We start from the raw sequence: 14637 nt of genomic DNA on the forward strand, positions 1-14637 counted from the left end.
CATGGCCGCTGTTCTGATCGACCGCGACGCTGCCCATGATGCGGCGCAGCGTGAGCTGTCCAAGCCGATCTACCCGAAAGAGAACTTCACCGAGCGGCTCAACGAGTGGATCAACGACGTCATGTACCGCGTCATGTCCAAAGGGGCCGAGGTTCCGGGCGGCTGGTTCACCATCGCGGTGGTGCTCACCGCTCTGGTGGTTGGCATCGTCGTCGCCGTGCGTATTGCGCGCCGCACCATGCACACCAACCGCAGCCGCGACTTCGCGTTGTTCAACGCTGCCGAGCGCAGTGCCGCGGAGCATCGCGCGACCGCGGAACGCCATGCCGCAGAGGGTCTTTGGGCGCCGGCCATTCGTCATCGCCTGCGCGCGATCGCCCGTCACCTCGAAGAGACGGGAGTCCTCGACGCCGTGCCTGGGCGCACCGCCAACGAGCTGGCTCGTGATGCGGCCCGGATGTTTCCAGAGCTGCAATCCGAATTAGCCGAGGCGGCAGCGTCTTTCAACGACGTCACATACGGCGAGCGCTCCGGAACCGAAACCGCCTACCGCCAGATCGCCACACTGGACGAGCACCTTCTCTCCCGCAGGTTCACGGCATCTCAGGGCAGCACTTCGCCTCGACCCGCTCAGTCATGGACGCCAGTGCAGTGAGCGCCTCTCCGCCGTCGTTGCGGCCCGTCCGCTCACGCGACATGCGCACATTCGCGTGGGTGCTGGTGGCGCTCCTGGTGATCGTCGCCGTCGCGGCTGTCAGCACCTATCTCACCGCGCCTCGGCCCGGCGGCCGGATGGATGCCGAGTCCACCAGCCCCGACGGCGCCCACGCGCTGGTGGCGCTGCTGCGTGCGCAGGGAGTGGACGTCGTCGTGGCCAACGATGTGACCGACGTCGAACGGGCCGCGCGACCCGACTCGCTGCTGCTGGTCGCCGAAACCTACTTCCTGGTCGACGACGATCTCACCGCGCGGCTGGCGAAAACACCCGGGGACCGGCTGCTGGTGGAGCCGGTGTCGAGCATACGCAAGGCGCTGGCGCCGAAGATCCGCACCGCGCGGGGGTCCACCATGGGCGGCCCTCCGAATTGCGCTCTGCCAGAAGCTATTCGGGCCGGAGATGTCCAATTCGGCGTCAGCGACACCTATGCGGCCGTCGGCGGCGCCGATGTGACCAGGTGCTACGACGGCGCCGTGGCGCGCTACCGCGACGGGGGCAGAACTGTCACGGTCGTCGGCAGCGCCGACTTCATGACCAATGCCGGTCTGCTGAAGCAAGGCAACGCCGCGCTCGCAATGAACCTGGCTGGTACCCGGTCACGGCTGATTTGGTATGCGCCGCAACGCCTTCAGGGTGACCGCAGCAGCGGCGGCTCAGACATCGTCGACCTGATTCCCGACAACGTCAGGTGGCTCGTCTGGCAGCTGGCGGTCGTCGTGGCGCTGGCGGCACTGTGGCGGGGCCGGCGCCTGGGTCCCCTTGTGCCGGAGAAACTTCCGGTGGTGGTACGCGCGTCGGAAACCGTCGAAGGCCGCGGGCGGCTGTACCGCTCGCGGCGTGCCCGCGACCGCGCCGCCGAGGCACTGCGCACCGCCACGCTGCAGCGCACGCTGCCCAGGCTCGGGCTGGCCGTCAATGCTTCCGCACCTGCCGTCGTCGCGGCGGTGGCTGCGCGATGTGACAAGCCGCCAGAGGCGCTGCATCACATATTGTTCGGACGTCCACCGGCGTCCGACGACGAGTTGGTGCAGCTCGCTCACCAGCTCGACGACATCGAAAGGCAGGTCGCGCACTCGTGACTCAGCAAGCTCAGGCTCCCGACGACACGTCGCAGGAGGCGCGCGCCAAACTGATCGCGCTGCGCGGCGAGATCGCCAAGGCGGTCGTCGGCCAGGACTCCGTGGTCTCCGGGCTGGTAATCGCGCTGCTGTGCCGCGGCCACGTGTTGCTGGAGGGCGTGCCCGGCGTGGCCAAGACACTGCTGGTACGCGCCACGGCGGCGGCACTGGACCTGGAGTTCAAGCGGGTGCAGTTCACGCCCGACCTGATGCCCGGCGACGTCACCGGATCGCTGGTGTACGACGCACGCACCGCGGTGTTCGAGTTCCGTCCCGGCCCCGTCTTCACCAACCTGTTGCTGGCCGACGAAATCAACCGCACGCCGCCCAAGACGCAGGCGGCACTGCTGGAGGCCATGGAGGAGCGTCAGGTCAGCGTCGAAGGGCAGGCCCGGCCGCTGCCCGACCCGTTCATCGTCGCCGCCACCCAGAACCCGATCGAGTACGAGGGCACCTACCAGCTGCCGGAGGCCCAGCTCGACCGGTTCTTGCTCAAGTTGAACGTGGCGTTGCCGCCGCGCGAGCAGGAGATCCAGATCCTCGACCGGCACGCGCGCGGTTTCGATCCGCGCGACCTGTCGGCCGTGCGGCCGGTCGCGACCGCCGCTGACCTCAAGGCCGGCCGCGACGCCGTGCGCCGGGTGCTGGTGGCCGACGAGGTGCTCGGCTACATCGTCGACGTCGTGCGGGCCACCCGCCAGTCGCCGGCGCTGCAACTGGGGGTGTCACCGCGCGGAGCGACGGCGCTGCTGGCGACCGCCCGGGCGTGGGCATGGCTGTCCGGCCGCAACTATGTCACTCCCGACGACGTCAAGGCGATGGCGCGGCCGGTGCTGCGGCACCGCATCGGGCTGCGGCCCGAAGCCGAGCTCGAGGGCGCCAACGCGGACGGGGTGCTCGACGGCATTCTGTCGTCGGTGCCGGTGCCGCGCTAGTGGTCGTCACCGGCCGTACCGCGCTGCTGGCGCTGCTGTTCGTTCTGCCGGTGGCGTTATCTCCTTGGCCCGCAACGCTTTTCTGGCTCGCGCTGCTGGTGGTGCTCGGGCTTGTTGGTGTCGACGTGTTATTGGCGGCCAGCACTGGGGCGTTGCGGTTCAGCCGCGACGGCGACGTCACCGCGCGCCTGGGTCAGTCCGCCGACGTGGTGCTGGTTGTGGTCAACGGCGGCCGCCGCCGCTTCAAGGGCCACCTGCGCGACGCGTGGGCGCCCAGTGCCAGAGCTGAGCCGCGCACACATACGGTCGACATCCCTGCGGGACAACAGGAGTCGTTCGTCACCCGGCTGCGGCCCACACGCCGCGGCGACCAGCACGCCGCGGCGGTGACCGCGCGGTCGATCGGGCCGCTCGGGTTGGCGGGGCGGCAGGGCTCGGCGGCGGTGCCGTGGCAGGTGCGGATCCTGCCGCCGTTTCTGTCGCGCAAGCACCTGCCGTCGCGGCTGGCCAAGCTGCGCGAGATCGACGGGCTGCTGCCGGTGCTGATCCGCGGACAAGGCACCGAATTCGATTCGCTGCGCGAATATGTGATCGGCGACGACGTCCGGTCCATCGACTGGCGGGCCACCGCACGCCGCGCCGATGTGGTGGTGCGGACCTGGCGGCCCGAACGCGACCGCCGCGTCGTGCTGGTGCTCGACACCGGGCGCACGTCGGCCGGCCGAGTGGGCGTCGACCCCAGCGCCGGTGACCCCCGCGGCTGGCCCCGCCTCGACTGGTCGATGGACGCCGCGTTGCTGCTGGCCGCGCTGGCGTCGCGCGCCGGCGACCACGTCGACTTCATTGCCCACGACCGGGTGTTGCGGGCCAGCGTGCAGAACGCGTCACGCACCGAGGTGCTGGCGCAGCTGGTCAACGCGATGGCTCCGCTGCAGCCCGCGCTCGTCGAATCCGATGCGACCGCGATGGTGGCGGCGGTGCAGCGGCGGGTTCGGCGTCGTGCGCTGGTGGTGCTGCTCACCGACCTCAACCCCTCCGCACTGGACGAGGGCCTGATGCCGGTGCTGCCCCAGTTGTCGGCCAAGCATCAGGTGATCGTCGCCGCGGTCGCCGACCCGCGCGTCGACCTGCTGGCCGCGGGCCGTTCGGACGCTGCCGCGGTGTACGACGCGGCCGCGGCGGAACGGTCGCGCAACGACCGACGCGCGATCGCGTCGCGGCTGCGCCGCAGCGGCGTCGACGTGGTGGACGCACCGCCGGAGGAGCTGGCGCCGGCGTTGGCGGATCGCTATCTGGCGATGAAGGCCGCCGGCAAGCTCTGACCTGACGCCGAGTGTGAGGTGGTGTCACGCCTAGCGCACGAGGTCGACGTCGGGCGCGTCGGCCAGGTCCCCTGACTCCTCTGCGGCGACCGCCTTACGGCCGAAGTGCACGACATAGGCCAGGAATGCGACCTCGGCGAGCGCGCCGATCGCGATCCGCACGAACGTCGGCAGCGGCGACGGCGTCACCATCGCTTCGATCAGACCCGAAACCAGCAGCACCGCGGCCAACCCCACCGCGACGGCCACCACGGCCCGGCCCTGCTCGGCGAGTACCTGGGTGCGCGGCCGGTTTCCCGGCGCGATCACCGACCAGCCCAGCCGCATGCCGACGGCGCCGGCCAAAAACACCGCGGTCAGCTCCAGCAAGCCATGGGGCGTCAGCAGCCCGAGCAGGATGTCGCCCTTGCCGGCGTGGAACATCAAGCCGCCGATCACGCCGACGTTGGCGGCGTTCTGGAACAGCACGTACGGGATCGGCAGGCCCAGCACGATCGAGTAGGCGATGCACTGTGCGGCGACCCACGAGTTGTTCAGCCACACCTGAAGCGCGAACGATGCCGCGGGATGTTCGCTGTAGTACGAGGAGAAGTCGTGGTTGACCAGCTGGTCGATCTCTTCGGGCGTGCCGACGGCCGCCTGGACCTCCGGACTGCCGGCCACCCAGGCGCCCATCACCACCGCGACGACGAAGAACGCAACGGCCGTCGCCAACCACCACCGCCATGCGCGGTACGCCACGACCGGGAAAGAGACCGTCCAGAACCGGACGAACTCACTCCACACCGGCGCATGGGCGCCCGTCACCGCAGAACGCGCCCGCGCCACCAAGCTCGACAACCGGCCCACCAGAACCGAATCCACGGACGCCGAGCGCACCATCGACAAGTGCGTCGACACCCGTTGGTAGAGGTCGACGAGCTCGTCGATCTCGGCGCCGGAAAGCTGGCGGCGGCGCTTGACCAGGTGGTCCAGCCGGTCCCAGGTCGGCCGGTGTGCCAGAACAAACGCGTCGACGTCCACGCCGGCGAGTCTATGGGCCCTCGGGAGGCCGGTAGCCTTCCGCGGTATGGCGCATGTGGTGACCGGGGACGCGGTGGTGGTCGAGGTACAGATCGCGCAACTGCCGGTGCGCGCGGTCAGCGCGCTGATCGACCTGAGCGTGATCGTCGTGCTCTACACCATCGGATTGACGCTGGCTGCGATGTCGATCAGCCAGTTCGACGACGCGCTGGTGGCCGCGCTGCTGATTTTCTTCATGGTGCTGGCGATGGTCGGCTACCCGGTGATCTTCGAGACGGCCAGCCGGGGCCGGTCACTGGGCAAGATGGCGATGGGGCTGCGTGTGGTGTCCGACGACGGCGGCCCGGAACGCTTCCGGCAGGCGCTGTTTCGCGCACTCGCGGCAGTGGTGGAGATCTGGATGCTGGGTGGCGGTCCTGCGGTGATCTGCAGCCTGCTGTCGTCGAAGGGCAAGCGCATCGGCGACGTGTTCGCGGGCACCGTGGTGATCAGCGAGCGCGGACCCAAGCTCGAGCCGCCGCCGGCGATGCCGCCCGCGCTGGCGTGGTGGGCGGCGTCGTTGCAGTTGTCGGGGCTCCGGCCGCAGACGGCACAGCTGGCTCGCCAATTCCTTTCTCGCGCACCGCAATTGGACCCGCAGATGCGCGACCAGATGGCCTACCGGATCGCCGCCGACGTGGCTGCGCAGGTGTCACCGCCGCCACCACCGGGCGTGCCGCCGCAGTACATGCTCGCCGCCGTGCTGGCCGAACGGCATCGCCGGGAGTTGATGCGACTGCGGCAACCGCCACCCGCCGCTTCCCCGCAGCCGCCCGCAGCGCCTGCATCGCCGCCGGTGACGTCCCCTCCCTCGGCAGCAAACCTCCCATCCGAACCCGGAGGCTTCGCGCCCCCGAGGTGATTTCAGTCGCTCAGCCAGTTGCCGTGGAAGCCGTGTGGGACCCGCTGCGGAAGCCGCACGCGCGCAACGGGTTCACCGGCGAAATCCGACGCGTCGACGATCACCAGGTCGCTGCCGCCCCGAGCGGGGTCGTATACGTAGGACAGGTACCAACCGTCCAATTCGCCGGCGCCTGACGGCACGTACACCGCTTCCCCCGGCTCGCCGGCGAACCGATGCTCTTCGGCCGCACCGGTTCTCAGGTCGTAGCGAACCAGGTTGCGGTCGCCGACCGTGACCGCGTAGCGCGCGGGCAGACCGGCCAGCCGGTCGTCGATGCGGGGGAATTCCACACCGCGATCGTCGAGCTGACGTTCCTCGACGGTGCCCGCGTCCAGATCGATCCTCCACTGCCACATCACACCGTCGACCTCGAAGCCACCGTTGTGGCGCCACAGCTCGGGATACCGGACCGCTTGCAGCACAACGCAATTGCCGTCGTCGTAGGAATTGGCGACGTGGAAGACGTAGCACGGCGCGATCTCGAACCATCGGATCGGGCCGAACGGGTCGTCGCGGCGCAGCACACCGAGCCGGGCTCCGTAGTCGTCGTCCCAGCGGTAAGGCATGTCGGCCTCGCCCTTGAGTGCGATGTCGAGGTTGAACACGATCGGCAGATCCATGAAGATCACGTGCTCGGCCGTCAGCGCGAAGTCGTGCATCATCGTCAGCGCGGGTACCTCCACGGGCCGGTTGACAGTCAATTCGCCGTTTGCGTCGGCGCGGTGATACGTGACGTGTGGCGCGAAGATGTTGCCGTAGCCGAAGAAGTGCAACTCACCTGTGGTCGGGCAGATCTTGGGGTGGGCGGTCATCGAGTCGGCGAGCTTGCCGCCGAAGTCGTAGGCGCCCAACGTCTCGAGGTCATTGGTGATCTCATACGGCAGCGACGACTCGACGAGCGCGAGCGTCCTCCCGGCGTGCCTGACGACGTGGGTGTTGGCAACGCTGGAATGCAAGTTGCGGGTGCCGTCGGCGTTGTAGACCGGGAACGGGTTGTCGAAGCTTTCGGTGCGCACCCAACGGTTGCGGTACCAGGCGGCGCGGCCGTTCTCCAATCGCACGCCGTGGATCATGCCGTCGCCGGTGAACCAGTGCTGCGTGGCTTGGCGCGGGTTAGGGCCGTTGCGCAGATACCAGCCGTTGAGCGCCTCGGGGATCGCACCCTCGACGGGCAGGTCGAAAGCGGTCAGTTCGTCGGCCACCGGGGCGTAGTTACCGCGGCGGAAGAACGGGACGACGGTTTCTGCGGCGGACGAGAGGAGCGAAAGGTCATCTGCTTGCGTCATGGTTTCCGACTATGACATTCCACTACTGACATGTCAATAGTGGAAGGTAGGATGCTCTTGTGAGTCTGCGACATGCTGCACTCGGGCTACTGGCCCGGGGCCCCGCCAGCGGATACGACCTGCTCAAAGTCTTCGAAGCGTCGATGGCCAACGTGTGGCCGGCCACCCAGAGCCAGCTCTACGGGGAGCTGAACAAGCTCGCCGACGCTGGACTGCTCGAAGTCACCGCGGTCGGGCCGCGCGGACGCAAGGTGTACGCGATCACCGACGCCGGACGCGCCGAATTGCAGCGCTGGCTGGCGTCCCCCCAGGACGACCCGGTCTTCCGCAGCGCGCAACTTCTTCGGATCTTCCTGCTCGACGAACTGCCGCGAGAGCAGGCACGCAAATATCTGACGGCGGTGCGTGAACACGCCGACCGTGAGCACCAGCGCTATGAGCACATCCGCGACACCTACGACTGGTCGGGTAGTGACCAGGCCTTCTTTGCCCGGGCAGCGCTGGAGAACGGCTTGCGCTCCACCCGCATGGAATCGGAGTGGGCCAGCTGGGTGCTCGAGGAACTCGACAAACGCTGAGACGTTGCATCCCGATAGTTTTCGATATATCGTCGAGGCATCGGATGGGCATTCGGCGCGTCCCCCACGAGAAACGAGAGCAAAATGACTCAGCCATTCGAGGGCCATGACGGCCCCCACACCGAAGGATTCGGCTTCGGCCACTTCGACCGGTACGACCGCCGCGCCATGCACCAGGCCCGGCGCGACGCCCGCCGCGAACTCAAGGGCTTTCTGAAAAATCAGGCGTTCGCGCGCGCCGGCGGCTTCGGCTTCGGCCACGGCGGCCCGGCCGGCTTCGGCCACGGCGGCCCGGCCGGCTTCGGACAGGGAGGATTCGGGCCCGGCGCATTCGGACCCGGTGCGTTTGGCTTCGGCCCCGGATTCGCCACGGGCGGTCCGCGGGGCAGGCAGCGCGGCCGTGGGCGCGGACGTCGTGGCGACGTCCGTGCCGCGATCTTGGCGCTGCTGGCCGAGCGGCCGATGCACGGCTACGAGATGATCCAGGAGATCGGCGCGCGCAGCAACGGGCTGTGGCGCCCCAGCCCCGGATCCGTCTACCCCACGCTGCAACTGCTCGTCGACGAAGGCCTGATCGTCGCGGCCGAATCAGGCGGCAGCAAGCGGCTTTTCGAGCTGACCGACGAGGGCCGAGAAGCAGCGACCGCCACCCAGACGCCGCCGTGGGAGGAGATCGCCGAAGGCGCCGACCCGAACGTGATGGACCTGCGGGCCGCGTTCGGTCAACTGGGCGCCGCGGTGTTCCAAGGCGCCCACGCCGCCACGGCCGAGCAGCAGAAGCGCATCATCGAAATCGTCAACGCTGCTCGCCGCGACATCTACGGCGTGCTGGGCGAAACCGACTAGCGGCCAACGCGACAGCGCTGCACGGCTCTAGTGTGGAGCCGTGCAGCGCTTCCCACTCGGTTCCTACAATGTCAGCCGCATCGGCTTCGGCGCGATGCAACTACCCGGCCCCGGCGTATTCGGACCGCCCCGCGACCGCGAGCAGGCGCTCGCAGTGTTGCGCCGGGCCGTCGAGCTGGGCGTCGACCACATCGACACCGCGCAGTTCTACGGCCCGAATGTGGCCAATGAATTGATCCGCGAAGCCCTCTACCCGTACCCGGACAACCTGGCGCTGGTCAGCAAGGTCGGCGGCCGGCGCGACGAGCACGGCAACTGGCTACCTGCCCAGCAACCGGACGAGCTTCGGGCCGGCATCGAAGAAAACCTGCGCACCCTCGGTGTCGAGCGCCTGGCCGCGGTGAATCTGCGTGTCCATGACGAGGATTCGGATCCCAATCAGCCCGGCCGGCTCGACCGCGAGCTGTTCGACCGACAGCTGACCACGATGATCCAGGCGCGCGACGAGGGGCTGATCGGCGGAATCGGGCTCAGCAGCGTCACCGTCGACCACCTGCGCATCGCATTGGACCGCACCGAGATCGTCTGCGTGCAGAACGCCTACAACCTCGTCGACCGCACGTCACAACCGGTGCTCGACGAATGTGCCGAGCGAGGAATCGCATTCGTGCCGTTCTTCCCGCTCGGCTCGAGCTTCGCCGCGAACAACCCGGTGCTGGGTCATCCCGTCGTTCAGCGCATCGCCGGTGAACTGGGTCGCACCTCGGCACAGGTTGCGCTGGCCTGGACGCTGGCGGTGTCGCCGAATGTGCTTCTGATTCCAGGCACTTCGTCGATCCAGCACCTCGAGGAGAACATGGCGGTAGCCGAAATCGACCTCGACCCCAGCGATTTCGGTGCGCTTACCGGCGCTGGGCGCACGTAAACGCACCGAAATCGCTAGACCTCGACCCAGTCGAGAGTGCGCTCGACGGCCTTGCGCCACCCCGCGTAGGCTGCTTCCCTCTGGTCCTCGCTCCACTGCGGCGTCCATCGCTTGTCCTCGCGCCAATTCGCTTTCAGCTCACCAGGATTCGACCAGAAGCCAACGGCCAGCCCCGCGGCATACGCGGCGCCCAACGCGGTGGTCTCGGCGACCACCGGCCGCACCACGTCGACGCCCAGCACGTCGGCTTGGATCTGCATGCACAGTTCGTTGGCCGTGATGCCGCCGTCCACCTTCAGTTCTTCGAGATGCACGCCGGAGTCGGCCTCCATGGCGTCCGCGACATCGCGGCTCTGATAGCAGATCGCTTCCAGCGTGGCGCGAGCCAGATGTGCGTTCGAGTTGTACCGCGACAGCCCGACTATCGCGCCGCGCGCGTCCGAACGCCAGTACGGCGCGAACAACCCGGAGAACGCGGGCACGAAGTACACGCCGCCGTTGTCCTCGACCTGTCGCGCCAACGACTCGCTCTGCGCGGCTCCGCTGATGATGCCGAGCTGGTCGCGCAGCCACTGCACGGCTGAACCGGTGACGGCGATCGAACCCTCAAGAGCGTAAACGGGTTTCGCGTCACCGAACTGATAGCACACCGTAGTCAGCAACCCGTTGTTCGAGCGCACGATCGACTCACCGGTGTTGAGCAGAAGGAAATTGCCAGTGCCGTAGGTGTTTTTCGCTTCACCCTGCTCCAGGCAGACCTGTCCGACCATCGCGGCCTGCTGATCGCCCAGGATGCCGCTGATCGGCACCTCGTTGTCCAGCGGCCCGGACGGATTCGTCATGCCATAGGGGTCGGGCGACGACGACGGGCGGATCTCGGGCAGCATCTCCCGGGGAATTCCGAAGATCGCCAGCAGTTCGTCGTCCCAGTCCAGCGTCTCCAGGTTCATCAGCATCGTGCGGCTGGCGTTGGTGACGTCGGTGACGTGCACGCCGCCGCGCGGACCGCCGGTCAGGTTCCACACCACCCAGCTGTCGGTAGTGCCGAATGCCGCGTCGCCGTTCTCGGCCGCTTCGCGCACTCCATCGACGTTCTCCAGGATCCACTGCAGCTTGCCGCCGGAGAAGTACGTCGCCGGCGGCAAGCCCGCCTTGCGGCGGATGACGTCACCGCGGCCGTCGCGATCCAGCGCCGAGGCGATCTTGTCGGTTCGGGTGTCCTGCCAGACGATCGCGTTGTAGTACGGCCGCCCGGTCCTGCGATTCCACACCACGGTCGTCTCACGCTGGTTGGTCACCCCCAGCGCCGCGAGGTCCGCGTCGGACAGGTTCGTCTTGTTCAGCGCCGACATCAGCACCGACTGCGTGCGCTCCCAGATCTCGACAGGGTTGTGCTCCACCCAGCCGGCCTTCGGCAGAATCTGCTCGTGCTCGAGCTGGTGTCGGCCCACCTCCGAGCCGGACTGGTCGAAGATCATGCAGCGCGTGCTGGTGGTGCCCTGGTCGATCGAGGCGACGAAGTCGGCCAATTCGGATGCTCCTGTCGGGTCGAAGCGAACGCGTCCAATGGTCAATGATGGCAACTATGGGAAGCGTTGAGATCACCGAAGCCGACATCGAAGCGATGCCTCGCGGTGGACCCGACGCGTCGTGGCTGGATCGCCGGTTGGAGACCGGATGCGCCGAGTACCTCGACCGCGACGACGTCGACGAGCGCATCAAGCGCAGCATCGTTCGGTCGTTGGAGTGGGTGGGCGACGTGTTCAAGAACCACGAACGATTCGCCTACCTTGCGCTCGAGGAAGTCGCCGATGTGGCTGACCCGAAGATCCTGGAACTCGGCGCAGGGCACGGCGGGTTGTCACGCAAGCTGCTCGAGCAGCATCCCACCGCCCGGGTGACCGTCACCGACCTCGACGCGACGTCGGTTCTCGACATCGCATCGGGCGAACTCGGCAGCCATCCCCGCGCGGTCGTCCGGGTGGAGGACGCCACCGAAATCGACGCCCCCGACGGGTATTTCGACCTTGCGGTGATGGCGTTGACGTTCCATCACCTGCCGCCTGCGCTGGCCGCTCGGGTGATCGCCGAAGGCACGCGGGTCGCCGGCAAGCTGTTGATCATCGACCTGCCACGCCCACCGTCGCTTCTGCACATCGGGAAGCTGGCGACGATGGTGCCGTTCCTCGCGATCCCATTCGCCCACGACGGATTCATCAGCTCGATGCGCGCCTACAGCCCGTCGGCCTTGCGGACGCTGGCACAGTACGCCGACCCGGGGATCACCGTGGAATTGCGCAAGCAGCCGTTCGGCCCGCAAGTGCTGGTCGCCAGCCGCGCCTGACCTCAGCGCCTAATTGGCTTGGGTCAGGTCTTCGACGGTCGCGTAGCGCGCAGTCGTCTTCACCGCCTGAATAGCCCGACCGACCCCTGCCTTGGTTTCATACCCGCGGCTGTCGACGATGACCTCGCCGTCGGGCGCCTTGAGCTGAAACCGGAACCTGCCCGCGTCGTCCCTGCTGATTTCGAACTTGCTCGTGAGGCCGTCGGTGAACGCTGCCACCTGGCGGTGCCGCCCCGCCTCAGCCGGTTGCTCCTCGGCCCGTTTCTTCTGGTCCGTGTACAACTCCATCACGATGACGGCCACCGCCGCGAGCACCAGCACCAGCAGGAACAGCAACGGGTAGGCGACCACGGCGCTGATACCGCCGATCGTCAGCGGCACCGCGATGGCGACCGCGGCCCACGGATGTCGATCACTCCAGTCGATGACCTTCGCGGGCAGCGCGAACGCCGCCGCAGCGCGCGGATGCCGGTCCGGCCAATCGGCGACCATTCGCGGAGACCACATATCCACTTCCTTGCGGAGATCTGAGAAGTTCAAGCCTAAGGCACCGCGTTCGCCGCAGTGCGGAAGTGACGCACGTCGACCTTCGGCCGGGTGAGGCGGTGCAGCAGCCAGGCCGGCGGAATCGTCAACGCCAGCGTGACCGCGAACAGCCCCCACACCGAGCCGGTGTAGATGTGCCAGCGCAGTACCGACACCATCGCGATCTCCATCACGATCACATGGAGCAGGAAGATCTCGTAGGAGACTTCGCCGAGCCACACCATCGGCCTGCTGCCGAGCACACGCGCGTACCAGCCCCGTTCCCCGAGCGCCAACGGCGCCACCACAAGCGTGGCGACGATTCCGTACAACACCGTCTTGGCCACGGATTCCGACATGTCCGGCTCAGCCGTCGCGGCCCCCGCAATGGGCGTGGACACGATCAGATAGCTGATTGCCGCCAGTGGCAGCGCGACGGCTGCGTAGCTGCGAATTCCCATGGCACTCAACTCTGTTAGCACCATGCCGCCGACGAACCAGACGAGGTAATGCGGCAACCACAGCCCGGCCGACTTCGGCAACACGTCGGTGGTGCCCATCACCACCAGCCAGGCCGGGCTCAGCGCCGCCAGAACCGCCAGCGCGGCAAGAAGCACGCCGGGCCGCCAGCGCCGCCCGCACAGCACCGTGAACACCACAAAGGCCAGCATCGGTAGCGCGATATAGAACGCGACCTCCACGGCCAGGCTCCACATCTGCGTCAGCCCCTGGTGCAGATAGCGGGTCAGGTAGTCGTCGCTGTAGATCTGTGTGAGCGTCAGGTGCCGCAATAGGCCCGTCCAGGTGTGCCCGGGATTCGGGCCCGGCGCGCGGAAGTGGTAGACGACGTACGCGACGACGACCGTCACCAGGTAGGGCGGCATGATCCGCCGCACCCGGTTGCGGGCATAGCGGTGCAGCGCCGGGCCGGCCCCTCCTGTCCTAGCGGCTTGCACCCACGGCCCGAACAGCAGATAACCAGACAGCACGAAGAAGATCGCGACGCCGATCTCCAGGCGCGCGGCTACCAGCCCCACGTAGCCGTGGCTGTACTTGCCGGTGGCATAGGCCGCGTGCGTGCCCATGACCAGCAATGCGGCAACCGCGCGCACACCGGTCAGCGAGGCGACCCGGTCGACGGTCGAAACCTGCTCCAGGCCGCCTTGGTCGACTTCGATCGTCGGCGGCATCGCGGCTTCACCCTAGCCGCGCATCCGAACCGTCAAATAGTGATCGACGCACCGCGCTCGAGTTCGACGATCCGCTCGGCCATGCCCCGCTGCCTCATCGCTTCCTTGAAGTCGTCGAGTCCGGACGCGAAGACGCCGTAGTCGTCGAAATGCACCGGGATCACCTTGGGCAGCCCGACGGCCTCGACCGCACCGGCACCCTGGCGGCCATCCATCGTCACGGTGAGCCCGAACGGCAGCTTGCGCCCGGCGGGCAGACGGGTGCCGCCCAGATGCAGGACACCGGCGTCGATCGCCGAGAACCGCAGCGGAATCTCGCTGAGCTCGTCGATCAGCAGCGTGTCACCCGAGATGTACAGCCGCCGCGTCGCGCCGTCGTTGTCGACGAACTCCAGCATCGACCCCATGACCGGCGGCAGCATCCGGTTCAGCGGCACCGGCGCGTGCCGGCCTGGCAGCGCGGTGACGGTGACGCTCGCATCTCCTTTGGTAAGCGTGTGCGTGTTCCAGGTGGACAGCCCCGTCGCCGCGCGAAACCCCCGGTGCTGCAGCCGTTTTGCGGCGTGGTGGGTGGTCACGACCGGCAGCTGTTTATCCAGACTTCGTTCGGCGACACGGTCCCAGTGGTCGCCGTGCATGTGGGACAGCACCACGGCGTCGAGTGGCGGCAGTTCGTCGACCTTGCGCGCCGGGTCGTGAAGGCGTTTGGACACCAGCCCGTAACCCAGGTAAGCGTGCTGGCCGCGGTGCAGGAAGTTGGGGTCGGTCAACAACGTGATACCACCGAACGTGATCAGCGTGGTGGCGTTGCCGACGAAGGTGACGCGGACGTCCATGACATGCGGGCTACCCGCGCCGCCGCCGATCAACCCTGCGGTCCGGTG

The 14637-nt window shown here is 67.8% G+C and carries 15 protein-coding genes; 9 read left to right on the plus strand and 6 right to left on the minus strand.

What is annotated here, in order from left to right:
• The first annotated feature begins 1 nt into the window (after window position 1).
• From AC5Y4N_RS04125 to AC5Y4N_RS04140, 4 genes are read left to right on the plus strand one after another with little or no spacing between them, the layout of a single operon-like run.
• Entirely contained in the window at window positions 2-655 is a 654-nt protein-coding gene (locus tag AC5Y4N_RS04125) for a DUF4129 domain-containing protein (protein ID WP_499907509.1), read from the plus strand.
• Window positions 637-1797, plus strand: a complete 1161-nt coding sequence (locus tag AC5Y4N_RS04130; RefSeq protein ID WP_499907372.1) for a DUF4350 domain-containing protein — start codon at window positions 637-639, stop codon at window positions 1795-1797. The genes AC5Y4N_RS04125 and AC5Y4N_RS04130 overlap by 19 nt, the downstream gene beginning before the upstream one ends.
• Window positions 1794-2771 carry an AAA family ATPase gene (locus AC5Y4N_RS04135; RefSeq protein WP_499907374.1) on the plus strand — a complete coding sequence of 326 codons (978 nt, stop codon included), beginning with the start codon at window positions 1794-1796 and terminating at the stop codon, window positions 2769-2771. The genes AC5Y4N_RS04130 and AC5Y4N_RS04135 overlap by 4 nt, the downstream gene beginning before the upstream one ends.
• The gene (locus AC5Y4N_RS04140) at window positions 2771-4093 is read left to right on the plus strand and encodes a DUF58 domain-containing protein (RefSeq protein WP_499907376.1); all 1323 of its coding nucleotides are present in this window, start codon (window positions 2771-2773) and stop codon (window positions 4091-4093) included. The genes AC5Y4N_RS04135 and AC5Y4N_RS04140 overlap by 1 nt, the downstream gene beginning before the upstream one ends.
• A gap of 30 nt (window positions 4094-4123) precedes the next feature.
• On the opposite strand, the gene AC5Y4N_RS04145 is transcribed toward AC5Y4N_RS04140, so the two are convergent.
• Window positions 4124-5116, minus strand: coding sequence for a stage II sporulation protein M (locus AC5Y4N_RS04145; RefSeq protein WP_499907378.1), 993 nt, complete (start codon window positions 5114-5116; stop codon window positions 4124-4126).
• A 46-nt stretch (window positions 5117-5162) separates the two neighbouring features.
• Here AC5Y4N_RS04145 and AC5Y4N_RS04150 point away from each other — a divergent pair, with 46 nt between their 5' ends.
• Window positions 5163-6017: an RDD family protein gene (locus tag AC5Y4N_RS04150; RefSeq protein ID WP_499907380.1), complete on the plus strand. Its 855-nt coding sequence runs from the start codon at window positions 5163-5165 to the stop codon at window positions 6015-6017.
• Between the two features lie 2 nt (window positions 6018-6019).
• Here the strand turns inward: AC5Y4N_RS04150 and AC5Y4N_RS04155 are convergent, their stop codons facing one another.
• On the minus strand, window positions 6020-7345 hold the full coding sequence (locus AC5Y4N_RS04155; protein ID WP_499907382.1) for a carotenoid oxygenase family protein: 1326 nt from the start codon (window positions 7343-7345) through the stop codon (window positions 6020-6022).
• A gap of 59 nt (window positions 7346-7404) precedes the next feature.
• Between AC5Y4N_RS04155 and AC5Y4N_RS04160 the strand changes: the two genes are divergently transcribed.
• The 3 genes from AC5Y4N_RS04160 to AC5Y4N_RS04170 all read left to right on the plus strand — a co-directional run bounded on the left by AC5Y4N_RS04160 (window position 7405) and on the right by AC5Y4N_RS04170 (window position 9694).
• A complete protein-coding gene (locus AC5Y4N_RS04160; protein WP_499907384.1) occupies window positions 7405-7923 on the plus strand; it encodes a PadR family transcriptional regulator in 519 nt (172 codons plus the stop codon).
• Between the two features lie 84 nt (window positions 7924-8007).
• Window positions 8008-8769 carry a PadR family transcriptional regulator gene (locus tag AC5Y4N_RS04165; RefSeq protein ID WP_499907386.1) on the plus strand — a complete coding sequence of 254 codons (762 nt, stop codon included), beginning with the start codon at window positions 8008-8010 and terminating at the stop codon, window positions 8767-8769.
• Window positions 8770-8809: 40 nt separating this feature from the next.
• Window positions 8810-9694: an oxidoreductase gene (locus tag AC5Y4N_RS04170; RefSeq protein ID WP_499907388.1), complete on the plus strand. Its 885-nt coding sequence runs from the start codon at window positions 8810-8812 to the stop codon at window positions 9692-9694.
• A gap of 14 nt (window positions 9695-9708) precedes the next feature.
• On the opposite strand, the gene glpK is transcribed toward AC5Y4N_RS04170, so the two are convergent.
• Window positions 9709-11262, minus strand: a complete 1554-nt coding sequence (gene glpK / locus AC5Y4N_RS04175) for a glycerol kinase GlpK (protein WP_499907511.1) — start codon at window positions 11260-11262, stop codon at window positions 9709-9711.
• A 17-nt stretch (window positions 11263-11279) separates the two neighbouring features.
• Between glpK and AC5Y4N_RS04180 the strand changes: the two genes are divergently transcribed.
• Complete coding sequence (locus tag AC5Y4N_RS04180; RefSeq protein WP_499907390.1) at window positions 11280-12038, plus strand: class I SAM-dependent methyltransferase; 759 nt, start codon at window positions 11280-11282, stop codon at window positions 12036-12038.
• A 9-nt stretch (window positions 12039-12047) separates the two neighbouring features.
• On the opposite strand, the gene AC5Y4N_RS04185 is transcribed toward AC5Y4N_RS04180, so the two are convergent.
• The 3 genes from AC5Y4N_RS04185 to AC5Y4N_RS04195 are packed head-to-tail and all read right to left on the minus strand — an operon-like array spanning window position 12048 to window position 14589.
• Window positions 12048-12545 (minus strand): YegP family protein, encoded by a 498-nt coding sequence (locus AC5Y4N_RS04185; RefSeq protein ID WP_499907392.1) that lies wholly within the window; start codon window positions 12543-12545, stop codon window positions 12048-12050.
• A 35-nt stretch (window positions 12546-12580) separates the two neighbouring features.
• A complete protein-coding gene (locus AC5Y4N_RS04190) occupies window positions 12581-13753 on the minus strand; it encodes an acyltransferase family protein (RefSeq protein WP_499907394.1) in 1173 nt (390 codons plus the stop codon).
• A gap of 32 nt (window positions 13754-13785) precedes the next feature.
• Window positions 13786-14589 (minus strand): MBL fold metallo-hydrolase, encoded by an 804-nt coding sequence (locus AC5Y4N_RS04195; protein WP_499907396.1) that lies wholly within the window; start codon window positions 14587-14589, stop codon window positions 13786-13788.
• Window positions 14590-14637 lie beyond the last annotated feature (48 nt).

The sequence above is a fragment of the Mycobacterium sp. NGS19 genome, from assembly GCF_059813155.1.